This window comes from Gordonia sihwensis NBRC 108236 (assembly GCF_000333035.1).
GTDB classification, from domain to species: domain Bacteria; phylum Actinomycetota; class Actinomycetes; order Mycobacteriales; family Mycobacteriaceae; genus Gordonia; species Gordonia sihwensis.
The window spans coordinates 99,865-122,342 of sequence record NZ_BANU01000019.1 but is presented as its reverse complement, the minus strand read 5'-3'; the positions used below and the strand labels follow the sequence as shown (position 1 = coordinate 122,342).

The 22,478-nt window shown below is 69.6% G+C and carries 17 protein-coding genes and 1 pseudogene; 10 read left to right on the top strand and 8 right to left on the bottom strand.

Annotation, left to right across the window (positions count from 1 at the left end; all coding sequences use genetic code 11):
* Positions 1 to 625: pseudogene (locus GSI01S_RS13080) on the top strand (polysaccharide biosynthesis protein); the annotation flags it as partial.
* On the opposite strand, the gene pgfA reads toward GSI01S_RS13080, so the two are convergent.
* A complete protein-coding gene (pgfA, locus tag GSI01S_RS13075; protein WP_006897048.1) occupies positions 612 to 1,736 on the bottom strand; it encodes a cell envelope lipid trafficking protein PgfA in 1,125 nt (374 codons plus the stop codon). The pseudogene GSI01S_RS13080 and the gene pgfA overlap by 14 nt on opposite strands.
* Positions 1,737 to 1,816: 80 nt before the next feature.
* On the opposite strand from pgfA, the gene GSI01S_RS13070 reads away from it, so the two are divergent.
* Positions 1,817 to 3,049, top strand: coding sequence for an acyltransferase family protein (locus GSI01S_RS13070; protein ID WP_006897047.1), 1,233 nt, complete (start codon positions 1,817 to 1,819; stop codon positions 3,047 to 3,049).
* On the opposite strand, the gene GSI01S_RS13065 is transcribed toward GSI01S_RS13070, so the two are convergent.
* Positions 3,006 to 7,163, bottom strand: a complete 4,158-nt coding sequence (locus GSI01S_RS13065) for an alpha-(1->3)-arabinofuranosyltransferase (RefSeq protein ID WP_006897046.1) — start codon at positions 7,161 to 7,163, stop codon at positions 3,006 to 3,008. The two genes, GSI01S_RS13070 and GSI01S_RS13065, sit on opposite strands and share 44 nt — an antisense overlap.
* A gap of 104 nt (positions 7,164 to 7,267) precedes the next feature.
* A complete protein-coding gene (locus GSI01S_RS13060) occupies positions 7,268 to 7,468 on the bottom strand; it encodes a DUF2613 domain-containing protein (protein ID WP_006897045.1) in 201 nt (66 codons plus the stop codon).
* A 90-nt stretch (positions 7,469 to 7,558) separates the two neighbouring features.
* Between GSI01S_RS13060 and GSI01S_RS13055 the strand changes: the two genes are divergently transcribed.
* Together GSI01S_RS13055 and GSI01S_RS13050 are read left to right on the top strand one after the other, a co-directional pair.
* Positions 7,559 to 8,755, top strand: a complete 1,197-nt coding sequence (locus GSI01S_RS13055) for a glycoside hydrolase family 3 N-terminal domain-containing protein (protein ID WP_006897044.1) — start codon at positions 7,559 to 7,561, stop codon at positions 8,753 to 8,755.
* A gap of 31 nt (positions 8,756 to 8,786) precedes the next feature.
* Complete coding sequence (locus GSI01S_RS13050; protein ID WP_006897043.1) at positions 8,787 to 9,410, top strand: TetR/AcrR family transcriptional regulator; 624 nt, start codon at positions 8,787 to 8,789, stop codon at positions 9,408 to 9,410.
* Positions 9,411 to 10,069: 659 nt separating this feature from the next.
* Here the strand turns inward: GSI01S_RS13050 and GSI01S_RS13045 are convergent.
* Together GSI01S_RS13045 and GSI01S_RS13040 are read right to left on the bottom strand one after the other, a co-directional pair.
* Positions 10,070 to 10,954: a MaoC/PaaZ C-terminal domain-containing protein gene (locus tag GSI01S_RS13045; protein ID WP_006897042.1), complete on the bottom strand. Its 885-nt coding sequence runs from the start codon at positions 10,952 to 10,954 to the stop codon at positions 10,070 to 10,072.
* A gap of 12 nt (positions 10,955 to 10,966) precedes the next feature.
* Positions 10,967 to 12,334, bottom strand: coding sequence for a 3-oxoacyl-ACP reductase (locus GSI01S_RS13040; RefSeq protein WP_174302296.1), 1,368 nt, complete (start codon positions 12,332 to 12,334; stop codon positions 10,967 to 10,969).
* Positions 12,335 to 12,537: 203 nt separating this feature from the next.
* On the opposite strand from GSI01S_RS13040, the gene GSI01S_RS13035 reads away from it, so the two are divergent.
* The 3 genes from GSI01S_RS13035 to GSI01S_RS13025 all read left to right on the top strand — a co-directional run bounded on the left by GSI01S_RS13035 (position 12,538) and on the right by GSI01S_RS13025 (position 16,604).
* Positions 12,538 to 13,845 carry an acetyl-CoA C-acetyltransferase gene (locus tag GSI01S_RS13035; RefSeq protein WP_006897040.1) on the top strand — a complete coding sequence of 436 codons (1,308 nt, stop codon included), beginning with the start codon at positions 12,538 to 12,540 and terminating at the stop codon, positions 13,843 to 13,845.
* A gap of 210 nt (positions 13,846 to 14,055) precedes the next feature.
* Positions 14,056 to 15,744 (top strand): VanW family protein, encoded by a 1,689-nt coding sequence (locus tag GSI01S_RS13030; RefSeq protein WP_006897039.1) that lies wholly within the window; start codon positions 14,056 to 14,058, stop codon positions 15,742 to 15,744.
* 83 nt (positions 15,745 to 15,827) lie between these two features.
* Positions 15,828 to 16,604, top strand: a complete 777-nt coding sequence (locus GSI01S_RS13025) for an SDR family NAD(P)-dependent oxidoreductase (RefSeq protein WP_039867696.1) — start codon at positions 15,828 to 15,830, stop codon at positions 16,602 to 16,604.
* 63 nt (positions 16,605 to 16,667) lie between these two features.
* Here GSI01S_RS13025 and GSI01S_RS13020 read toward each other — a convergent pair whose 3' ends face one another.
* A complete protein-coding gene (locus GSI01S_RS13020) occupies positions 16,668 to 18,143 on the bottom strand; it encodes a malate:quinone oxidoreductase (RefSeq protein ID WP_006897037.1) in 1,476 nt (491 codons plus the stop codon).
* Positions 18,144 to 18,234: 91 nt separating this feature from the next.
* On the opposite strand from GSI01S_RS13020, the gene GSI01S_RS13015 reads away from it, so the two are divergent.
* Together GSI01S_RS13015 and GSI01S_RS13010 are read left to right on the top strand one after the other, a co-directional pair.
* Entirely contained in the window at positions 18,235 to 19,134 is a 900-nt protein-coding gene (locus tag GSI01S_RS13015) for a LysR family transcriptional regulator (RefSeq protein ID WP_006897036.1), read from the top strand.
* A gap of 23 nt (positions 19,135 to 19,157) precedes the next feature.
* Positions 19,158 to 19,673 carry a glycine cleavage system transcriptional repressor gene (locus GSI01S_RS13010; protein ID WP_006897035.1) on the top strand — a complete coding sequence of 172 codons (516 nt, stop codon included), beginning with the start codon at positions 19,158 to 19,160 and terminating at the stop codon, positions 19,671 to 19,673.
* A gap of 14 nt (positions 19,674 to 19,687) precedes the next feature.
* Here GSI01S_RS13010 and GSI01S_RS13005 read toward each other — a convergent pair whose 3' ends face one another.
* Entirely contained in the window at positions 19,688 to 20,920 is a 1,233-nt protein-coding gene (locus tag GSI01S_RS13005) for an MFS transporter (protein ID WP_006897034.1), read from the bottom strand.
* A 93-nt stretch (positions 20,921 to 21,013) separates the two neighbouring features.
* Here GSI01S_RS13005 and GSI01S_RS13000 point away from each other — a divergent pair, with 93 nt between their 5' ends.
* On the top strand, positions 21,014 to 21,322 hold the full coding sequence (locus GSI01S_RS13000) for an ArsR/SmtB family transcription factor (protein ID WP_006897033.1): 309 nt from the start codon (positions 21,014 to 21,016) through the stop codon (positions 21,320 to 21,322).
* 10 nt (positions 21,323 to 21,332) lie between these two features.
* On the opposite strand, the gene GSI01S_RS12995 is transcribed toward GSI01S_RS13000, so the two are convergent.
* A complete protein-coding gene (locus GSI01S_RS12995; protein ID WP_006897032.1) occupies positions 21,333 to 22,388 on the bottom strand; it encodes a zinc-dependent alcohol dehydrogenase family protein in 1,056 nt (351 codons plus the stop codon).
* Positions 22,389 to 22,478 lie beyond the last annotated feature (90 nt).

Below are 22,478 nucleotides of genomic sequence, written 5' to 3'. Positions count from 1 at the left end.
AGCCGCGATCGGTCCGGCCGAACGCTCCCGAGGCGCGGCAGCGCCCGGGTCGCGGCTCACGCTGTCGGCGGTGGTCGCCGCGTCGGGCGTGCAGTTCGTGATGATCGTCGCGGTGTCGGTGGATCTGCTGCTGTCCCGATCGGTGCTGACCGCCGGGGACGCGGGCGTCTACGCGCTCGGCGCCGTCGCCACCAAGGCGGCGTTCTGGCTGCCGCAGGCCATCGGCGTGGTGGTGTACCCGAGGCTGGCCGACCCGGTGCGTTCGGCCGCCGCTCTCCGCGGCGCGGTCGGCGTCCTCGCGCTGACGGGTCTGGTCACCACCCTGATCGCCGCCGTCGGCGGCGGATTGGTGCCCGTGGTGATCTCCGACGACTACCGGCCGGTGGCGGGGTTGATGTGGTTGTTCGCGCTCACCGGAGCCCTGCTCGCGGTGCTGCAGCTGATGCTGTTGACCGCGATCGCTCGCGACCGCGCGCGGGGTGCGATCCCGGCGCTCGTGGTCCTCGTGGTGGAGGTGTCGGTGATCCTGACCGCGGTCGATTCGGTGGCCGGACTCGTCGCCGTCGCCGCCGGGGCGGCGGCCTGCGCGGTGGCCGCGACCGGCGCCTGGCTCACCGCTTCCTGACGCCGTCGTCTTCTCGCCCGTTCCGCACGCCGGTGCGGTAGACGTACACCGCTCCGCCGATCAGCGCCAGCACGCCCACGGCGCCGAGTGCGACGGGCAGGGTCCGCGTCACCAGAGTCACCGGGCGGGCGCGGTGCCGGGCGGCGTCGGCCCCGTCGATCCGGCTCTGCCGATCACCGGTGAGGACGGTGCTCAGATTGGGCAGGCGAAATCCCGTCAGCGCCGGATTCGACCCGGCTTCGCCCGGCGCGAACCGGTACTCCTCCTCGATCTCGATCCGCTCGTCCACCACCACGCCGGTCGCCGTGTCGACGAACAGGTCCCGAGTGGCGCGGTGATGGAGGCTGGCGGTCAGTCGTCGGCTCGGCGCCACTCCGGGGAAGGTGCCGAACCACGAGGCCGGGCGGGTGATCACTCCGCGCGGATCGGTTCCCAGCGCGCCCAGGTCGGTGTCGGGGATCACCGCGCGCAGCCGGGCCACCCTGCGGCCGTCGATCTCGGTCTCGCCCGCGGCCTGCAGCGGAACCGTCTGCCTGGTGGTGACGTCGAAGTAGTCGCCGGGATCGTCGAAGCCGTACGGCAGTGCGTAAGTGCGACCTCGGCGGTCGGGGACGGCGACGGCGGCGTGCTTGTCGTCGTACTGGATCTCCGACCGCCCGGTCGGCGACGCCGTCACCCGGTTCACCGTCACCCGGTCGATGGTCGCGGCCAACGTGGGCTCTGCGCAGACTCGCTCGGCGTCCTGGACCCTGCCGTCGACGAGGTACGAGTCCACGCCCAGCGCCGTGGCCGCCTGCAGTGTGACCACGTCAGAGTCCGACGGCCTCACCGCAACCGTCCGGCGGCGCTGCTGCAGATGCGCCTCGAGCACCCTCGCCGCGGGGGAGTCGATGGAACAGCGGTCGAGGACCGTCGTGTCGTCGGAGGAGTCGGCGATCCACGTCTGGTCGACGCTCAGCGGCAGTTTTCTCAGGCCGGGACCGATGATCGGGCCCATCGCGACCGCCGCTGCCAGCAACAGTGCGCCGAGGAAGAACGCGGTCGGGGCGATGAGCTCCCGGGTCGACCAGCGCGGACCGGTCCGGGGGCTGTCGGAAGCGGCGTCGGACATAGCGTCGACTGTATGTGAGGGGGCCGGCCGCTCGTCCGGGCTCCCGCCGCCGCGCTCGCGCGGCTTACCCTGGGCAGGACATGTCTGACTCGCAGCCGGCACCGGCCCGGCGTTTCTACCCCCAATTGGAGGGCCTGCGCGCCGTGGCCTCGCTCGGCGTGCTGACGACGCACGTCGCCTTCCAGACGCGGGCGACGCAGTGGCCGGTGCTCGGAGAGATCCTCGGCCGCCTCGACCTCGCCGTCGCATTGTTCTTCGCGCTCAGCGGATTCCTGCTGTGGCGCCCGTATGCCGCGGCGGCTCGCGACGAGGCTGCTTCTCGGCCCGCAGTGCGCCGCTATCTCCGACATCGCTTCGTCCGCATCTGGCCGGCGTACGCGCTGGTGGTGGTCGCGGTACTGGCTCTGCTGCCGCAGGCGCGCGGCGCCTCGGCGACGGTCTGGCTGGCCAATCTCACCCTCACCCAGGTGTTCGTCCCCCTCACTCTCGCGCCCGGCCTCACCCAGATGTGGAGTCTGTCGGTGGAGGTCGCGTTCTACCTGCTTCTGCCCGTGATCGGCTTCGCGCTGTACCGGGTACGGGGTGCCGGTGCCCGCCGCCGCGTCCCGATCATCGTCGGGGTCGCGATCGTCAGCCTCGGGTGGACCTGGGTGACGCGACTGCTCGCACTTCCCGCCGGTGTTGAAGCGCGCAACTGGGTGCTCGGGTACCTGCCGTGGTTCGCCGTGGGTCTGGTGCTGTCCGAGATCGCGGCCGCCCTCGCCGCCGGCCGGCTCGACCGCCGATCGCGCGCAGTGCGGCTCGGCGCCGACCGCCGGGTGAAGCTCGTGGTATTCGTCGCCGCGTACGCACTCGCGTGCACGCCGATCGCCGGACCGGTCGGGCTCGGCGACATGACTCATCTGGCCTACGTGGCCAAGATGGCGCTCGGCGCCGTCGCCGCATTCGCGGTGCTGGCGCCGCTGGTGCTGTCCGACGGCCCGTTCGTCTTCCTCGACTCTCGGGTGATGAACGCGCTCGGCCGATGGTCGTACGGCATCTTCATCTGGCATCTCGCGGTGCTGAGCGTGGTCTTCGGGCTGTTCGGCATTCCGATGTTCGACGGTCACTTCGTGACTGTGTGGCTGCTGACGGTGATCATCACCGTCGCGCTCTCGGCCGCCAGCTACGCGTTCGTCGAGGAACCGCTCCGGGCGCGGTTGTCGGCGCGGGAGAAGCGACGGACCGCGGAGGTGCTCGCCGACGAACCGACGCCGGAACGCGCCGGCGTCACCGCGGCCGGCCGAACAGCGCCGCCGCCACCGCCGCGCTGACGGCGATCAGCGCGAACGCCTGGGCCCAGCCGCTGTAGCCGGTGTAGGCGGTGCCCGAATGCCAGGGCCCCGTGGCCAGCGCCACCGTCGCCGCGAGCATCGCCGTGAACGTCAGCGCCGGTCGTAGGCGGGCGGAGAGCCGCCAGGTGACGGCCCCGGTCGCCGCCGCGATCAGCGCCCCCGGCCAGCCGGTCAGCAGGAACGCCGCCGCGAGGGCCGCGGCGGATGCCGCGGCGACCGCGCCTCGTCCGGCGCGCACGCCGTCGTCCGGCCGCACGGCCGGCTCGCAGCGGCGCCGTCCGAACCTCGGACCGAAGGCGACGGCGAACAGAACCACCACCAGCGCCAGACCGGCGCCCAGCGCCCACCGGTACGGCGAGTCGAGGTCGACGGTGAGCGCGACGGTGCCGCCCGTTCCCGCCGGCACGATCCAGCCCTGCTGCCAGCCGTTCACCACGACCGGCTTCAGTTCTCGGCCGTCGGCGCGTGCATGCCAGGCGGGATTCGTGCTCTCGGGAACGAACAGGATGCGGTCGGTGTCGGCGGCGTCCACCGTCAGCCTCCGGTCCGTGGGCGCCCATTCGGTCACCTGCGGGTGCGTCACCGCAGGCGAGGAGGCCTCCGCGCCGGGACGCCGGAGGGTCACCGCGTCGACGGTGAAGGCGCGTCCCGGATTCACCGCGACCTCCTGCTCACCCGCCGGCAGTCGCAGCGACGGGCCGGGGCACGCGGTCGCCGATACGCTCTCGCCGCGGCGCAGCGCGCCCACCGTAGTGCGGACATGCAGTCGGAGCATCTGGCCGGCTGCCGTGACACCCATGCCGTACGGGCCGGACGGGTCTGTGGCGCAGCCGATCTCGATGATGCGATGGTCGTCGTCGGGTACGTTCGGGCCGCCCGGCAGCACTTGGGCCTCGCTGATGCCGACCGGTGCGTCCTTCGCGAAACCGAGATCGTTGACGTCGATCAGATCGCTCTGCTCCTCGATCGTCAGCACCACGGTGTCGGCGCGGGCGGCGGGAACCGACAGCACCCCGTCCGTGCCGACCCGCGCTGTCGTCCGCGCCACCGTCCGATCACCGTCCCGCAACTCCACGGACACGCGGGTCGGGTGCGCCGGATAGTCCGCGGGCGTCTGGAGACGGATCCCGGACACTTCGCGAGGGGCGGGCAGATGAAGGGTCAGAACGGGTTTCCTTCCCTTCGGGAACGTGTCCGGATCCGGTGCGGTCCACGTGGTGTTCGGATCACCGTCGACGGCGGCCGATGCGTTGCCGCGCGGATCGGCCACCGACGACTGCGCCTCCGCGCGGATCACGCCGGTGCGGGCCAGCAGATCCGAGAGTTCACCGCCGGACTTCGGTCGCAGCGTGACATGCACATCGGCGTCGGTCTGCGACGGCACCGACAGGGTCCGGGAGAACACACCCGGCGTCTCCGGACTCAACCCCACCGCCGGCGAGCAGCGCACCCGGCCGTCCGCCGCGGTGACGCAATCCGGGATCGGACCGAGTTCGGGGGAGAGCACCCAGCCGGACACGTCGTCTGCGGCGTCGAGTGTCGGCAGCACCGTGCGCTGCCGGATCGACAGCGGGACACCGGTGTTCGCGTCGGCGACCGACAGTTCGGCGATCGCGAACTGATTACCGGCCGAGCCGTCGGCGGTGTCGATGGCGCGGACCTGGACGCTCGACGTGGGCCCCGACGGCACCAGGATCCGGGTCGGCACTCCGGGTTTCACTCCCTGAGCCACGGTGCTGCCGGAATCGGACGAGACCAGCAGCGTCGAGACGTCCGGCCCGAGCGCCTTGGCCGTCGTGACGGTCACCGCGAGGTCGTCCTGCGGATGGGTGAAGTCGATCGAGAGCCACCTGCCGACCGCCGACTCCAGACCGCGACTGACCCAGGCGGTGTCCGGATCGCCGTCGAAGGCGGCGGCGGTGGAATTGGCAGGCGACGTCCGGCCGGGCTGCGTCGCGTCGGCGGCCGAGCCCGAACTGGTCACGCGCACCATGCCCGGCTGGTTGTCGAGCAGCCATTGCGCGCGGACCAGCGGCTGGCCCGGCACCGGGTAGTCCGGCGCCGCGTTCTTGGTCAGCCGGGGATCGTCGGGGCCGCGAATAGCCGAGGAATGGTCGTCGACCCGCCCGAAGTCGGTCTCCCGGTCGACAGGGGAGTCGGTCACCACCGCCGGAGCGTCGGGCAGGCCCGCGCGCCTCGCGTCCGCGGTCAGCAGCGCCGGACCCAGCGGTTCCTCTCCGGCTCGGCTGCGGGCGTCCTCCACCGCGGCGAGGGCCTCCGGTCCGCCGGTCACCCGCGTCATCGCGCCGACGTCCACCAGTCCGGGCGCGCCGGCGGTCGTGGCACCGGTGCCGTCGGGCGGTCCGACCCGGTAGACCGTCACCGCCGGCATCGGCGGACGCAGTCCGTCGTCCACGACCACGCCGTCGAGCGTCGGCGGTGAGACGTCGGGACCGAACCGGGCCGCCTCCGTCAGTCCGGGTGAGTTGCGGATCGCCTGCGCCACCAGCAGCGGTCGTGCCGACCGTGACGTCACCGCGTCCAGATCGGCCCGCAGCACCAGGTATCCGACACCCTGCTCGGCGAGTGTCGCGGCCAGTCCCGGTGATCCGCGGCCCGAGCTCAGCGCCCGTTGCACCGAGTCCATCGCGCGGATGGCGCCCGGAGGCGTCAGGGGAATCGCGTCGCGGACGGCCCACGGCGAGTGCGCCAGCGCCTGCAGCGGTTCGTCGCGCGTGAGACCCCAGATCTGGTCGGCGAAGGGCGCTCCCGGGACCACCAGGGCGCGCGACGGAGTCGAGGAGCCGGCCTGCGCGGCGTCGAGCCAGTCGGCCGTCTGCTGCCAGTAGTCGGGGACGGCGCGGTAGCTCTTGGCCGGTGCCAGCCCGCCGGTCCACAGCAACGACCCGGAGCCGAACGCGGCGATCACCACCACCAGTGCGGCGGCCACCCCGCGTTCGGCACCGCGGCTGCGGATCGGGACACGGACACGCGCGAGCAGATGCGCGATTCCCATCGCGAGGGGGAGCCGGACCAGCGGATCGAACTTGTGGATGTTGCGCAGCGCGGCGCCCGGACCGTCGAGGAAGGCGATGACGGTCTCACGCACGGGCGAACCGAATGCTCCCGGATATCCGAGGCACAAGGCGAGCAGGCCGGTCACCAGGATGGTCAGGAAGCGGCGGCGGTGCGGCATCGCCCGCATCGTGAGACCGGCCAACCCGGCGGCGGCGAGGATGCCGGTCGCGACCACCGCGGCCGGCTCGGAGACCAGAACGGCGCCCACAGCGCGTTCCGGGGAGACGAACGGCGTCCACGAGTCGGTGCCGCGCAGCACTTCGGTGAGGGAGGTCCATTCGGTGGTGACGCTCGCCGACTCGATGAAGTCGAGGAACGGCGGGGAGACCCGCGAGAGGATCAGCAGCGGCACCACCCACCACAGGCACGCCATCGCCAGACCCGCCGCCCACCATGCGCCGAAGACCAGTCCGCGACGGCGGCGTCCCCGGTCGCGCCGCGCAGTCGCCAGCAGCCACCAGATCGCCGACACCGCCACCGCCGCAGCCGTGGCGACGGCGTTCACCGCACCCATCAGCGCCACCGCGCATGCGGACCGGGCCGCGTTGCGCCACAGTGGACGGGGGTCGGACGCGTCGAGAGCCCGGACCACCGGGAGCAGCACCCAGGGCGCCAGCATCATCGGCAGCGTCTCCGAGGAGATGGTGCCCAGCGTGGTCATCACGCGGGGGGCCAGTACGAAGACCCAACCGGCGATCAGCCGCGATGTGAACGACCCGACGCGCAGCGCCTCGGCGAGACGGACCACGCCCAGGAAGCCGACGGTCAGCAGAATCGCCCACCAGAATCGCTGAGTGATCCACGGCGGCACGTGCAGGATCTCGCCGACGGCGAAGAACAGGCCGTGCGGGAAGAAGTATCCGTAGGCCTGGTTCTGGATCTGGCCCATCGGGGCATCCGGCGACCACAGGTGCGCGGCGCGGGTGAGGAACCCGATCGGATCGGCGGTCAGGTCCAGCTTGGTGTCGGGCGAGATGCGGCCGGGGCGCTGGAGTAGACAGACCACCAGCGCCACGACAGCGACGATGAGTGCCTGCGCCCGCGTCAGAATCCGGCCCGGGCCGCCCGGCTCAGTTGCTGCGGGACTCGACCGAGCGGACCGGCGGAGGAGTGCGCGAGTCAGTTGTTGGCGTCTCCGCCGCCGCGGGATCCGTAGTCCACCGATCCCTGAACGAAACCGTTGTCGGCGTTGAAGCTGTTCACGTCGGTCGACGGCTTGGTTTCGGAGGCGAGCTGCCCGCCGAGGAAGACGGCGCCGATGCCGACGAGCACGCCGGCCACTCCGGCGACGGCACCATAGATCAGGCGTTCACGCAGCATGGATTCCAAGGTACCAGTTCAGTCGGCGCCGCCCGGGCTTCGTCCGCCGCGCCGATCCGCCGTCGCGAGCGAGCATGAAACACTGGGTGGATGAGCCCGCTCACGCATCTACGTCCCAGCCGTGCTCTCGTCGCCCTCGTCGCAACGGCAGGCCTCTTCGCCTCCGCGGCGTGCTCGGAGTCGACCGGCGATCAGGCCGCACCGTCGTCGCACACGACGACGAGTTCGCGGACCGTTTCCGCCTCGAGCAGTGCTCCGACGGTTCCCGCCGCGTGCGGCTCCGAGGAACTGGCCGGGATGAAGCTGCGCGACAAGCTCGCTCAGCTGCTGGTGGTCGGGGTGCAGAACGGGGCCGACGCGCGGCGGGTGGTCGCGAAGGAGCACATCGGCGGAGTGTTCGTCGGCAGTTGGACCGACCTGTCGATGCTGAGCGACGGCACCGTCGCCACGCTCTCGAAGAGCCAGAAGGTCCCGCTGATGGTGACCGTGGATCAGGAGGGTGGCCGAGTGAGCCGCCTCAAGTCGCTGGGCATCGACATGCCGTCGGCGCGTGTGCTGGCGCGCACCAAGACTCCCGAGCAGGTCCGGCAGCTCGCCAAGGCGGCCGGCGAGAAGATGGCGAAGCTCGGTGTTACCGTCGACTTCGCTCCGTCGGCGGACGTCAGTGCCGAGCCCGACGACGAGGTGATCGGCGACCGGTCGTTCTCGAACGATCCCGCGGTGGTCACCGAGTACGCCGGTGCCTATGCGCGCGGGCTGCAGGACGCGGGCATCATGCCCGTGTACAAGCACTTCCCCGGCCACGGGCACGCATCGGGGGATTCGCACACCGGCGCCGTCACCACGCCTCCGCTGGCGGACATGCAGAACACCGATCTCGTTCCGTACCGGACTCTGCTGCGCAGTCCCGGGACCGCGGGCGTGATGGTCGGGCACCTGATCGTTCCGGGTCTGACCGGGCCGGAGACGCCCGCGAGCATCAGTCCGGCGGCGATCGGCATGTTGCGCACCGGCAAGAAGTACAACGGACCGGCGTTCGACGGCGTCGTCTTCTCCGACGATCTGTCCGGCATGAAGGCGATCACCGACAAGTACACGATCGAACAGGCGGTGCTGAAGGCGATCACCGCCGGCTCGGACATCGGCCTGTGGCTTTCCACCGATCACGTGACCTCGGTGCTGGACACCTTGGAGAAGGCGGTCGCGGACGGGAAGCTGTCGCAGCGCCGGATCGACCGCTCGGTGCTCCGGATCCTGAAGGCCAAGCACGTGGTGAACTGCTCCTGACGCGTTCTTACTCGATGGTAAGTTTGTAGTCATGGCTAGCGGAACCAAGCGGCTGCCGCGGGCAGTTCGAGAGCAGCAGATGCTCGATGCTGCGATTTCAGCGTTCGCCGCGAATGGCTTCGCGGATACCTCGATGGACGCCATCGCCGCCGAGGCCAAGATATCCAAGCCGATGCTCTACCTCTACTACGGCTCCAAGGACGAACTGTTCAGCGCCTGCATCGCGCGCGAGTCCGGCCGGTTCATGGAAGCCATGTCGGCGGGCTTCGATCCCACCATGAGGCAGAAGGACCAGGCGCGCACGCTGGTGCGCGAGTTCCTCCGGTTCGTCTATCAGAACTCTGATTCGTGGCGGGTGCTCTACCGGGTGGCGGTCGGGACCGCGACGTTCGCGCACATCGTCACCGAGAGCCGCGAGGGAATCACCTCGATGATCACCGATCTCATCCGCCGCGGCACCACCACCGAGGGTGCGAGCGACGTCGACTTCGAGCTGACGGCGGTGGCCCTCGTCGGCGCAGGCGAGGCCGTCGCCGACCGGATCGCCGAAGGCGACATCGACCTCGAAACGGCCACCGACCTGCTGCTCGGCATCACTTGGCGCGGTCTGCGCGGTGTCGGAGTGTCGGAGGACGCCGTCGGCGACGAGACATAGTCGGATCCCTCACGCCGGCCGGGCCCGGTTTGAGTGAGCCTTCCAGGCCAGTTGAGCGAACTCTTCCCAAGCTTGTTGAGCGAGTTCTTCCTGAGGCCTGTTGCGTGGGTTCTTCCTTAGGCCAGTTGAGCGGGTTCTTCCTTAGGCCAGTTGAGCGAGCGCAGCGAGTCGAAACAGACATGCACACGTTTCGACTCGCTGCGCTCGCTCAACAAGCCTGGGGGAGGACTCGGCGAGCCTGCGGGAGGACTCGGCGAGTTGCCCTTGCGGCGTGTCGTGCGGGTTCTACCTTCGGCCAGTTGAGTGGGTTCTTCATTAGGCCAGTTGAGCGAGCGGAGCGAGTCGAAACAGACGCGCACATGTTTCGACTCGCTGCGCTCGCTCAACAAGCCTGGGAGAGGACTCAGCGAGCCTGGGAGAGGACTCAACAAGCCTGGGAGAGGACTCAGCGAGCCTGGGGAGGACTCGGTGAGTTGCCCTTGCGGCGTGTCGTGCGGGTTCTACCTTCGGCCAGTTGCGTGGGTTCTTCCTTAGGCCAGTTGAGCGAGCGGAGCGAGTCGAAACAGACATGCACACGTTTCGACTCGCTGCGCTCGCTCAACAAGCCTTGAGGAGGACTCAACGAGCCTGAGGGAGACTCACCGAGTCCGGGCAAGCGGTCAGACGCGCGGGCGCGTCGTGGCGGTCAGATGCGGATAGCCCTTGCGGCGGTTCAGGATCGACAGGTCGTATCCGTCGGCCACCCGGTCGGTGTACATGTTCACCTTCGCGGGCAACAGGATCGGCTTCCCGAAGCGGACCGAGTACACGACCGATTCGGGGAGCTGAGCCTCGACGTTCGCGAGCACGGCGGCCGCACTCCACATGCCGTGGGCGATGGCGCGGCTGAAGCCGAAGGCCTTCGCCGTCAGGTCGGCCATGTGGATCGGATTCCGGTCGCCCGAGGCGTTCGCGTACTGGCGGATCAGACCGAGGTCGACGCTGACCACGCGATCGGGCGGCGGCGGTGCGACGTCCTTGGGCGCCGGGCCTCGTTCGGCGTCCGACAGGCTCGTGCGCTGCTGCTTGAGGAACGTGCCGGTCTGGACGGCGACCAGTTCGCGGCCGACGCGGAACTCCGATACCACGTCCACCAGCATGCCCTTGCGGTGCTCCCGGAGGTTCTCGGCGTGAGTCGAGACGGTCAGCGGCTCGTCGACGCCGATGGCCCGGATCCGCTCGATCCGGTTCTCCAGATGCACCGCGCCGACCGCGCCGAACGGGAAGTCCGGCGAGACCATCACGGTCATCGCGAGGGGGAACTGCAGAACGAACAGGTACGTCAACGGCACCTGCGCACCGAACTGCAGACCCGTGGTGCGGCAGTACTCCTTGAGCTGCGCCTCGTCGACGCGCAGGTTCTCGATCCGGTAGACGGTGTCGGGCAGTGACGCGTCCGCGCTGACGCGGGCCGGCTTGCCGATCACCGGGAGCATGGCGCTCACGGCTTTCGGGTAGATCTGGCCCGCGCCCGGCAGGGACGTCAGAGTGACGGTCTTGGTCATGGCAGGGTCCCGTCAGGCGCCGAGGAGGCTCTGACCGCACACGCGGACGACGTTGCCGGTGACCGCGTTGGACGCCGGGTTGGCGAAGTACGCCACGGTCTCGGCGACGTCGACGGTCTGTCCGCCCTGCTGCAGCGAATTCATGCGACGGCCCACCTCGCGCGTGGCGAGCGGGATGGCGGCGGTCATCGCGGTCTCGATGAAGCCCGGGGCGACGGCGTTGATGGTGATGCCCTTCTCAGCCAGGATCGGGGCGTAGGTGTCGACGAGGCCGATCACGCCGGCCTTCGACGCGCCGTAGTTGGTCTGGCCGCGGTTGCCCGCGATGCCCGCGATGGAGGAGACGTCGACCACGGCGCCGCCCGACCGGAGGGCCTTGCGCTCGACCAACTCGTTCACCAGCGTCTGCGGTGCGATCAGGTTCACGCTGATGACCGAGTTCCAGCGGCCGGCGTCCATGTTCGCGAGCAGCTTGTCGCGCGTGATGCCCGCATTGTTGACGATGATGTCCAGGCCGCCGTGACGCTCGAGAACGTGCTCGGCGACCTTGGCTCCCGCGTCCTCGGCGGTCACGTCGAGCGGCAGCGCGGTGCCGCCCACCTTGTTCGCCGTCTCGCTGAGGGCCTCGCCCGCGGCCGGGACGTCGGCGGCGATGACATGGGCGCCGTCGCGCGCCAGCACCTCGGCGATCGTGGCGCCGATGCCGCGTGCGGCACCGGTGACCAGGGCCACCTTGCCGGCGAGGGGCTTGTCCCAGCTCTCCACCGAAGCGGCGTCGGCGGCGCCGACCCGGATCACCTGGGCGTCGACGTAGGTCGACTTGGCCGACAGCAGGAAGCGGAGGGTCGACTCGAGACCGGACAGGCCGGTCTTGGCCTCGGGCGAGACGTAGACCAGCTGGGCGGTGGCGCCGTTGCGGAGCTCCTTGCCGAGCGAGCGGGTGAAGCCCTCGAGCGCGCGCTGCGCGACGTGCTCGTCGGGCTCAGCGGTCAGCTCGGGTGTGGTGCCCAGCACCACGAAGCGCGCCGAGTTGCCCACCGAACGCATGATCGGCGTGAAGAACTCGAAGAGCTGCTCGAGATCGGCGGGCTTGGAGATGCCGGTGGCGTCGAAGACCGCGGCGCCGAGCTTGTCGGCGCTGCGTCCGCCGGCGTTGTTCTCGACCAGCGTGTAGTCGTCGCCCGCGCTGAGGATCTCCCGCACCGGCTCCACCAGACGTCCGGCGCCGCCGAGCAGGACCGGACCGGCGAGAGCGGGCTGAGACGGCGAGTACCGACGCAGTGCCGGCGGCTGCGGAAGACCGACGCGCGAAGCGATGAAAGCGCCCGGGCCGCTGTTGACGATGGACGAATACAGGTCGGTGTTGCCTGCCACGACTATCTCCTTCGATGTCTGTGAAACGAATCCGTGTCCCGTGTCGGGTACCGGTCCTGCCGGAGACCCTAAGCGGATGCCGCAGACGAGCAGTAGCCCGCTCGTCTGTGACATGTACCGCAGGTTCAGGAGTCGACAATTAACTTACTCGGGAGTAAGAATACTCTCAAGGTCGATCTGTCGACATCCGAGACTCTCCAGGAGAAGTTGTGGCCTCGTACACGCCCCGCCAGCCGGAAACCCGTCAGCAGCGCCCGGTCGCCATCCTCGGCGGCAATCGCATTCCCTTCGCGCGTCAAGACCGCGCGTACGCGACCGCGAGCAATCAGGACATGTTCACCGCCGCACTCCAGGGGCTGGTCAGCCGTTTCAGCCTGCAGGGCGAGCAACTCGGCATGGTCGCCGGCGGCGCGGTGCTCAAGCATTCGCGTGACTTCAACCTCATCCGCGAGTCGGTGCTCGGTTCGTCGTTGTCGCCCTACACCCCGGCGGTGGACGTCCAGCAGGCGTGCGGCACCGGTCTCCAGGCCATTCAGATCGTGGCCGACGGCATCGCCGCAGGCCGCTACGACGTCGCGATCGGCGGCGGCGTCGACACCACCTCCGACGCCCCGATCGGCGTCTCCGAGGACATGCGCAGGCAGATGCTCGAGGTGAACCGGGCCAAGAGCACCGTGGACCGGATCAAGGCCGCACTCGGTCTGGCGACCAAGCTGGGCATCGAGATCCCGCGCAACGGCGAGCCGCGCACCGGCCTGTCGATGGGCGAGCACGCCGCCATCACCGCCAAGGAGTTCGGCATCAGCCGCGCCGAGCAGGACGAGCTGGCCGCCGCCAGCCACCAGAAGATGGGCGCCGCCTACGACCGCGGCTTCTTCGACGACCTCATCACCCCGTTCATGGGCCTCACCCGCGACGAGAACCTCCGTCCGAACTCGTCGGTGGAGAAGCTGGCCACCCTCAAGCCGGTCTTCGGCGTGAGCCTGGGCGACGCCACCATGACCGCGGGCAACTCCACCCCGCTCACCGACGGCGCGTCGGCCGTCCTGCTCGCCACCGACGAGTGGGCCGCCGAGAAGAACCTCCCGGTGCTGGCCTACCTGCGCGACACCGAGACCGCCGCGGTGGACTACGTGAACGGCCCCGACGGGCTGCTCATGGCACCGACTTACGCGGTCCCCCGCCTGCTGCAGCGCAACGGCCTCACCCTGGCCGACTTCGACTTCTTCGAGATCCACGAGGCTTTCGCCTCCGTGGTCCTGGCGACCCTGCAGGCGTGGGAGTCGGAGGAGTACTGCACCGAGCGTCTCGGCCTGGACGGGGCGCTGGGCTCGATCGACCGCAGCAAGCTCAACGTCAACGGCTCCTCGCTGGCCGCCGGGCACCCGTTCGCCGCCACCGGCGGCCGGATCATCGCGCAGGCCGCCAAGCAGATCAAGGAGAACGGCGGCGGTCGTGCGCTGGTGTCGATCTGCGCCGCGGGCGGCCAGGGCGTCACGGCCATCGTCGAAGGCTGATCCCCGCATCGGATCGCAGGCCCCGGTCGGCCGCCGCACGGCGCTGACCGGGGCCTTCGCGATCATCGATGAGAACTCCGAAGTTTTTCCCGCAGATGTGTAACGCCCCCGCACCCGCCACCTATAAACCGGATAGCTCCGGCTGAACCGCCAGACCCCCGACCCGGCGGTTCAGCCGGAGCTCTTGTTCCCGGCTAGGATTCGACAGTTGTGACCTCTTCCGACGATCGCTCCGATCACCGCCGGTGGGTCGCCCGCGCGCTCATCGGCGCGCTGCTGCTCGTCGGCGCGATCTTCGGGATCGACGCGATCCTCACCCACGGCCACACGGCCCGCGGCGCACACATCGCCGAGTTCGATCTGGGCGACCTCACCGAAGATCAGGCGCGCGCGAAGCTCACCGGACTGACGGTGGCCGCACACAGCCCGGTCTCGGTGCGTACTGATTCCGGCTCGGCGCAGATCGATCCGGCCGCGCTCGGTGCCGACTTCGACGTCGAAGCAACGCTCGCGCGCCTCATGGACCAGCCGCGCAATCCCTGGGATCGATTCCTCGGCATGATCGGCCTCTCTCGCGATGTGGCCCCGGTCGTCTCGCTCGACGACGCCGACTTCAACGCGGCGCTCGACGAGCATCGGGAGTCGCTCGAGAAGGCGGCCGTCGAGGGCGGTGTCCATTTCGACGGTCTGCAACCGGTCGGCGACTTCCCGTCCAAGGGACTGCGTATCAAGCGCGAGGCCGCGAAGCAGGCCATCGCCGACAACTGGCTCAGCGGTCACCCGATCGACCTCGAGATGGAGCCCTTCTCGCCGACCGTCTCGGCTGAGACGGTTCAGGCCACCCTCGACGGGCCGGCCCAGAACGTGACGGCGTCGGCGGTCCCGCTCGCCGGACGCGGAGCGCGAGTGATCGTCTCACCGCGGGAGGCGGGCGCGCTCGTGTCGTTCGTGCCCGACGGCCGCGGCGGTCTGACCCCGCACGTGGATCCCAAGAAGGCGCTGGAAGTCCTCGGCGACCGCGCGGCCAAGACCGAGTCGACCCCGGTCGATGCGAGTTTCCGGCTGACCGGCGGCGCGCCCGTCGTGGTGCCGTCGTCCGACGGCGCCGCGGTCGACTGGACCCGGACAGCCGCCGAGATCGAGAAGCTGGCTGTCTCCGCCGACTCCCGGTCGGGCCGGGTGGCCTACAAGATCACCCGACCCAAGGTCGACACGAAGCGGGCGAAGAAGCTGGGGGTGAAGGAAGTTGTGTCCGAGTTCACCACCGGCGGGTTCAGCGGACCGTCGGGGGAGAACATCCGGCTCGTCGCCGAAGAGGTGGACGGCGCGCTGGTGCTGCCCGGCCAGACCTTCTCGCTCAACGGTTACACCGGACCGCGCGGGACGGCCCAGGGCTACGTCGAGTCGGGGATCATCGATCACGGCCGTCCGTCCGAGGCGGTCGGCGGCGGCATCTCGCAGTTCGCCACGACGCTGTACAACGCCTCGTACTTCGCCGGGCTGGAGGACGTCGCCCACACCGAGCACAGCTACTACATCTCGCGCTATCCCGAGGCGCGCGAGGCCACGGTGTTCGAGGGCGCCATCGATCTGCAGTTCAAGAACAACACGCCGTACGGGATCGTCATCGACACGTCGTGGACGCCGTCGAGCATCACCGTCCGGATGTGGAGCACCAAGACGGTCGAGGTCCAATCGGTGACGGGCGACCGCACCGATCCGACCTCACCGACGACCGTGGAGGTCCCGGCGGGGCAGAGCTGTGTGCCCAGCAGCGGTCAGCCCGGCTTCACCGCGTCCAACACCAGGATCATCCGCAGTCTCAAGACCGGCCAGGAGACCTACCGGCACACCCGGACCGTCAAATACGACCCGGAACCGGTGGTCCGCTGCCGCTGATCGGGCCCTGCGGAAGCCGCGGACTGAAACGTGTTTCAGCCCCGGCGCTGTGCTGCCGGTCACCGGCAGATATGCTCCCCGACATGGATATCAATGGAGCAAGTGCAATCGTGACCGGAGGTGCCTCGGGCATCGGCGCCGCGACGGCTCGCCGGCTCGCCGCGCGGGGCGCCAAGGTCGTCATCGCCGACCTGAAGGCCGAGGACGGCGAGGCCCTGGCCAAGGAGATCGACGGCGTCTTCGTCGCTGTCGACGTCACCGACACCGCACAGATCGAGGCGGCGGTCAACAAGGCTGTCGAGCTCGGACCGCTGAAGGCCGTGGTCAACTCGGCCGGTATCGGCTGGGCCCAGCGCACCATCGGCCGCGACGGCGAGTTCGCCTCGGCGCACAACCTGGACCTCTACAAGAAGGTCATCGCGATCAACCTGATCGGTACCTTCGACACGGTCCGCCTCGCCGCCACCGCGATGAGCCGCAACGAGCCGAATGCGAACGGAGAGCGCGGCGCCATCGTCAACCTCGCATCCGTCGCGGCCTTCGACGGCCAGATCGGCCAGGCCGCGTACTCGTCGTCGAAGGGCGGCGTGGTCGGCATGACGCTGCCGGTCGCCCGCGACCTGTCGGCGGCGGGCATCCGCGTGAACTGCATCGCCCCCGGCCTGATCGACACCCCCATCTACGGCTCGGGTCCGGAGTCGGAGGCGTTCAAGGCCAAGCTCGGCGAGAGCGTGCTGTTCCCGAAGCGTCTGGGCGTGCCCGACGAGCTCGCGTCGATGGTCGAGGAGCTCATCACGAACTCGTACATGAACGCCGAGGTGGTCCGCGTGGACGGCGGCATCCGGATGCCACCGAAGTAGAGTCTCCGCACCGGATCGACGCCTGCGACGGCCCCGCACGAATGCGGGGCCGTCGCTCGTCTTTCAGCGGTGCTCGGCCGGCGGTCGCAGCCGCAGTGCGCGGGCGGTCTCGGCCGTCGCGCGGCGCACGTCGTCGTGGGTCCACTCCTCGACGCGCAGATCGGGCACTGCCGCGTGCAGGTCCTCTGCCCACCGCTGCGACCATTCGGCGGGGAAGGCGCGTCGGAGCAGATCGATCATGATCGGCACGGCCGTCGATGCACCCGGCGATGCGCCGAGCAGTCCGGAGACCTGCCGGTCGGCGCTCACGATCAACTCGGTGCCCTGCTGCAGCACTCCGGCGACTCCCGGGCCGGGCGTGACGAGCTGCGCGCGCTGGCCGGCGTGCACCAGGGTCCAGTCCGCGTCGCGGGCCTCGGGGAGGTACCGCTGGAGTTGCGCGAACCGTTTCGCGCGCCCCGCGAGCAGTTCGGAGACGAGGTACCGGACGAGATCCAGGTTCGTCGCCGCGGCCGACATCACGGTCCACAGATTCCGCGGATGCAGTGTGGCGAAGAAGTCCCACAGGTGCCCGCCCTTGAGCAGCCGGGTGCTGAACGTTGCGTACGGGCCGAACATCAGATGGTCGCGGCCGCGAACAGTCCGGCGATCCAGATGCGGCACAGACATCGGCGGGGCGCCGATCGGGGCCTGCCCGTAGACCTTGCCGTCGTGCCGTGCGACCACCTCCGGCGCGTCGCACCGGAGGAAGGCCGCTCCGACCGGCAGCACCCCGTAGCGGCTCACCTCGTCGAGCTTCGCTTTCTGCAGCTGCCGCAGGGCCTGTCCGCCCGCGCCGACGAAGACATGCCGAGCGCGGATGCGGAAGCGGCCCGCCCGACCGCGGCCGGTGACGGTGGACCGGCCGTGAGCGTCGCGGGCGATCCGGCGCACCCGATGGCCGAACAGGACCTCGGCACCGGAGGTCTCGAGCAGACCCGTCGACAGCGCCCCGAAGTCGACGTCCGTCCCGTCCGGATGCCGCGTGGCGGCGATCGGTCCGGGCGCGCGACCGTCGGTCACCAGTGGGGCCCATGCGCCGACGGTGGCGGGATCGTCGGTGAATTCGAGGCGGTCGAAGAGCGGCGACCGGCGCAGTGTGGCGTGACGGCGCCGCAGGTAGTCGGTGTCCCCGTCGAAGACGACGCTCAGGTGCCCGGTGGTGTGGATGAACGACGCGGGGTCGAGCCCGCCGGCCGCTGCCAGATGTGCCCACCATTCGCGGGTCAGGAGGAACTGCGCCGCGATCGACTCGGCCTTCGCGGAGTCCTCCGGGTCGGGCATGTAGTTGAGTTCGCAGAAGCCTGAGTGGCCGGTGCCCGCGTTGTTCCACGGATCGCTGCTCTCGGTTGCGGCGCGATCGGCGGCTTCCAGCACCACCACCGACCACTCGGGTTCCAGGTGACCGAGCATCGAGGCCAGGGTGGCGGACATGATGCCCGCGCCCACCAGGACGACGTCGGCGTCGGGAAGGTCGACGGCTGCGGTACGGATTCTCATCGGGCTCTCCTTCGCGTCGAGGTGACGTATTCGATGCTCGTCCGCCGCTAATGATCCGTCTAATGTGATTCGGCTGGAATATGATCCGATTGTGCATGAATGGACCGGGGAGCTGTCCCCTCGGCTGCGCGCGCTGACCGCACTCGAATCCCACGGCGGTTCGATGACCGCCGCGGCGGCTGCGCTCGGCGTCTCGCAGAGTTCGATGAGCAGGCGCCTGCACGCGCTCGAAGCGCAGATGGGCGTTCCGTTGTTGATCAAAGACGGACGCAAGGTGCGGTTGACTCCGGCCGCGCTGTCGTTGGTCGCCGACATCCGCGCACCGCTCGCCGCGCTCGAACACGCTGTGGAGCGCGCGGTCGACGCAGGAGACGGGAGCACCGGATCGGTTCGTTTCGGCTTTCCGCTGACGATGGGTTCCGGCGAGGTGCCCGAACTGCTGGCGGCCTTCCACCACCGCAATCCGGGGATCCGCCTGGAGCTCAAACAGGCTCACGGCGCACAGTTGGTGGCCGATCTGCAGTCCGGGGAGCTCGATCTCGCGATCACCATTCCGCTCGCGCACGAGGTGGAGCACGCGATGGTCGGCTCACAGGAGATCGTCGTGGCGGTACCCGAGAATCACTGGAGTGCGCGGCGTTCCTCGGTGGCGCTCGCGGAGCTGTCGGGCGAAGACTTCATCGCGAACCCGGAGACGTATCATCTGCGGCGCGCGACGCAGGAGTGGTGCGCCGCGGCGGGATACACGCCGAGGGTCGCGATCGAGATCACCGAGTTCGCGACCGCCCGCGAGTTCGTCGAACGAGGTCTGGGCATCGCGTTGCTGCCGCGGGCCGGGCGCCCGATCGCCGGCGTGGCCGAGGTCCCGGTGGCGCCGGAGACGCTGCGCCGCGACATCGGGCTGGCCTGGGCCTCGACGATCCGTACGCCGGCTGTGGAGAGATTGAGCCGATTCCTCCGGGAGAACCTGCCGGTGCGACCGCCCGCGTGAGCATTCCCCGATACGCTTCGACCATGCGGAATCTGGTGCTGTCGGTGATCGGGGACGACCGTCCGGGGCTGGTGTCGGCGCTCGCCGATGCGGTCGCCGCGCAGGGCGGCAATTGGGAGCGCAGTCAGCTGGCACAACTCGCGGGCAAGTTCGCGGGCATCGTCGTCGTGGCGGTTCCCGACGAGCGCGCCGACGCACTGATCGCCGCGGTCACCGGACTGGACGGGCTGCTGGAGGTGGCGGTCCACTCGGCGGACGGCGCCGAACCGAGCACCGCCGATTGGCCGGCGCTCACGATCGGACTGCTCGGGAACGATCGTCCCGGCATCGTTCACGAACTCTCGGCGGCGCTGAGCGCCGGCGGGGTCTCGATCGAGAAGATGACGACCGGCACCCGGGAGGCCCCGATGGCCGGTGGGATGCTGTTCGAGGCGGAGTTGGAGGTCCGGCTGCCGCCGAATGTCGACCCCGCGCGCATCCGTGCCGATCTGGAGCGGATCGCGGAGGAACTGCTCGTCGATCTCGGCATCGAGGGCTGACGGTTCCTTCCGCCCTAGGCACCGGCCGCGGGCACCCGATCCGGCCGACCGCCCCGGAGGCCGAGCACCGCTGCCGTGAAGCACGCCAGGGCCACGGCACCGGCGAACCACGGGAACACCTCGGCGGTTCCGTACGACGACGACAGTGCCCCGGCGATGACGGTCGGAACGCCCATCGCCAAGTAGCCGAGCAGGTAGTACGCGCTCATCACCCGGCCGCGCGCATCCGGGGGCGTGACGTCGTTCAGATGCCGCAGAGACCCTCCGAAGGCCAGACCGAAGGCCGCGCCGAGCACGATGGAATCGACGATCACGAATGCCGTCGACCCGGTGTGCAGCGCCCAGATCGCCGACAGCAGTGCGACGATCATCCCCAGGTCGCCGGTGATGGCGGCGGTGCGGGGATCGAGCCGGCCGCCCACCCACTGGGACGCCGCGGAGGCCGCGGCCATCACGGCCACGACGACTCCGACGAAGATCACCGACGTGTGGCCGGTGGCGTGCTGGGTCAGCGCGGGGTAGAGGCTCAGGAAGACGCCGAGGACCGACCACGCCGTCATGATGCCGATTCCGGAGAACCAGAAGTCGGAGGTGATCTCCTTCGGGATCGACGGACGCTGCAGGCGGATGCGGCCGCCGGTGCGTTCGGTGTGCGGTTCCACGAGTGCGATCACGGCGACGAGCATCACCACGACCACGGCGCCGACGATCGCGAAGGGCACCCGCAGCGGGTTCGACGCCCACTGCGCCGCGGCGGCGGCACCGAAGACGGTGATCGTGATCCCCACGTTGAGGGCGATACCGCTGGCCATGCCGTTGCGGGCGCCGTCGTGCGGTCGGACGTCGAGCAGTGCCGCGCCCGCCACCACGGTGATGGCACCGATCGCGCCTCCGTGCAGGAAGCGGGCGATCATCAGCTCCCACGCATTGGTAGCGATGAGGAACAGGCCGAGTCCGGCGAGGATGGAGATCAGTGCGGCGATGAGCACGGGTTTGCGGCCCACGGCGTCGGAGACCGGGCCCACGGTCAGCGCCGATCCGAGCGCGCCGATCGCGTACACCGCGAAGACGATGGTGATCGTCAGCGGGCTCATATGCCATTCCGACTGGTAGATCGGATAGAGCGGCGACGGCAGTCCGGAGCAGCCCAGTGCCAGCGCGAGAAGCGCGAGCAGGAGCAGGTACGACCACGCCTGCGGATGCGTGGTCCGCTCCACCGGTCGGTGGGTGACGGTGCTGCTGGTCATGGCGTCCTCGAGTATGTTTGATAGAGATCGAACAGTGACGACAGTACCGCAACTGTTCGACGACCATCAAACTGTTTTCGAGGAGGTGGACCCGTGACGGGGACGACTGCGCGGTTGGACGTCGCCGACCTGCACGCGGTGCTGAGCGCGTTGGCCGATCCGGTCCGTCTGGAGATGGTGCGGCGGTTGAGCCGCGCGGGCGCGCCCGTCTCGTGCGCCGGGTTGTACGACACCGTCACGAAGGCCACCGCGAGCCATCACTTCAAGATCTTGCGCGAGGCGGGCGTGATCGAGCGCCGACCCGCCGGCCAGGGAGCCGAGTACGTGCTGCGCGACGCCGAGATGGAAGCCGCCTACCCGGGACTGCTGACCGCGGTGATCGCGGCTGCGAACGCGCGGTAGCGGATCGTCGCTACGCGGTGAGCACCACCTTCAGCGCCTTGGTCTCCGCGGCGCGTTCGAAGACGTCATAGGCGTCCATCATGTCGTGCAGTGCGAACCGGTGGCTGATGAACACGTCCGGGTCGATCTTCCGCTGCGCCACCATCTTGAGCAGGGTGCCGAGGGTGTCGGTGTTCACCAGTCCCATCGTCATCGTCACGTTGGTGATCCAGAGATCCTGCAGCGGCAGGTCGACGCCGGTGCCGTGCACTCCGACGTTCGCGACGTGTCCCGCTGGGCGCACGATGTCCAGGCACATGTTCCAGGTCTGCGGCACTCCGACCGCTTCGATGGCGACGTCGACGCCGAGGCCGTCGGTCATCGCGAGGATCTGCTCGCGCCAGTCGTCGTCGGACGACACGACGCCGTCCGTGGCGCCGAACCTGCGGGCCTGCTCGACGCGGCCTGCATCCACATCGACGGCGATGACGCGGCTCGGGCCGTAGAGTCCCGCCGTGGCGATCGCGGCCAGGCCGACGGGGCCGGCACCGATGACCGCGACCACGTCCCCGGGCTTGACCGCGCCGTAGCGGACGCCGATCTCGTGACCGGTCGGAAGGATGTCCGAGAGGACGACGCCCTGTTCCGGACGCATGGTGTCGGGCAGCCGGTACACGGAGGTCTCCGCGTAGGGCACACGGACGTACTCGGCCTGCGTCCCGTCGATGAGGTGGCCGAAGATCCAGCCGATCCCCGAGGTGCCCTCGTCGCCGAGGCAGTGCGAGAACACGCCCTGCTTGCAATAGGCGCACTTACCGCACGCGCTGATGCAGGAGATGATCACCTGATCGCCGACAGACAGCGTGGTCACCGCCGCGCCGACCTCGGTGATCGTCCCGACGCCCTCGTGGCCGAGGATGCGTCCCGGCGTGACAGCGGGGACGTCGCCCTTCAGAATGTGCAGGTCGGTGCCGCAGATCGTCGTCGCGTCGATCTTCACGATGACATCGGTGGGCGCCTGGATCCGGGGTTCGGGCACGTCGTCCCACGACTTGTTCCCGGGCCCGTGATAGACGAGTGCTTTCATTGCCTCGCGCTCCAATCGGACGAAGTTCCGCCGATCCGACCGTAGACCGGATCCGGTGACGAGAGAACCCCGCCGGGAAAACTGGCTGCT

What these genes read in the sequence shown, in the direction of transcription:
- pgfA (WP_006897048.1), bottom strand. Translation starts at nt 1,736, where the DNA reads ATGTCCGACGCCGCTTCCGACAGCCCCCGGACCGGTCCGCGCTGGTCG.
- GSI01S_RS13070 (WP_006897047.1), top strand. Translation starts at nt 1,817, where the DNA reads ATGTCTGACTCGCAGCCGGCACCGGCCCGGCGTTTCTACCCCCAATTG.
- GSI01S_RS13060 (WP_006897045.1), bottom strand. Translation starts at nt 7,468, where the DNA reads ATGCTGCGTGAACGCCTGATCTATGGTGCCGTCGCCGGAGTGGCCGGC.
- GSI01S_RS13055 (WP_006897044.1), top strand. Translation starts at nt 7,559, where the DNA reads ATGAGCCCGCTCACGCATCTACGTCCCAGCCGTGCTCTCGTCGCCCTC.
- GSI01S_RS13050 (WP_006897043.1), top strand. Translation starts at nt 8,787, where the DNA reads ATGGCTAGCGGAACCAAGCGGCTGCCGCGGGCAGTTCGAGAGCAGCAG.
- GSI01S_RS13045 (WP_006897042.1), bottom strand. Translation starts at nt 10,954, where the DNA reads ATGACCAAGACCGTCACTCTGACGTCCCTGCCGGGCGCGGGCCAGATC.
- GSI01S_RS13025 (WP_039867696.1), top strand. Translation starts at nt 15,828, where the DNA reads ATGGATATCAATGGAGCAAGTGCAATCGTGACCGGAGGTGCCTCGGGC.
- GSI01S_RS13020 (WP_006897037.1), bottom strand. Translation starts at nt 18,143, where the DNA reads ATGAGAATCCGTACCGCAGCCGTCGACCTTCCCGACGCCGACGTCGTC.
- GSI01S_RS13010 (WP_006897035.1), top strand. Translation starts at nt 19,158, where the DNA reads ATGCGGAATCTGGTGCTGTCGGTGATCGGGGACGACCGTCCGGGGCTG.
- GSI01S_RS13005 (WP_006897034.1), bottom strand. Translation starts at nt 20,920, where the DNA reads ATGACCAGCAGCACCGTCACCCACCGACCGGTGGAGCGGACCACGCAT.
- GSI01S_RS12995 (WP_006897032.1), bottom strand. Translation starts at nt 22,388, where the DNA reads ATGAAAGCACTCGTCTATCACGGGCCCGGGAACAAGTCGTGGGACGAC.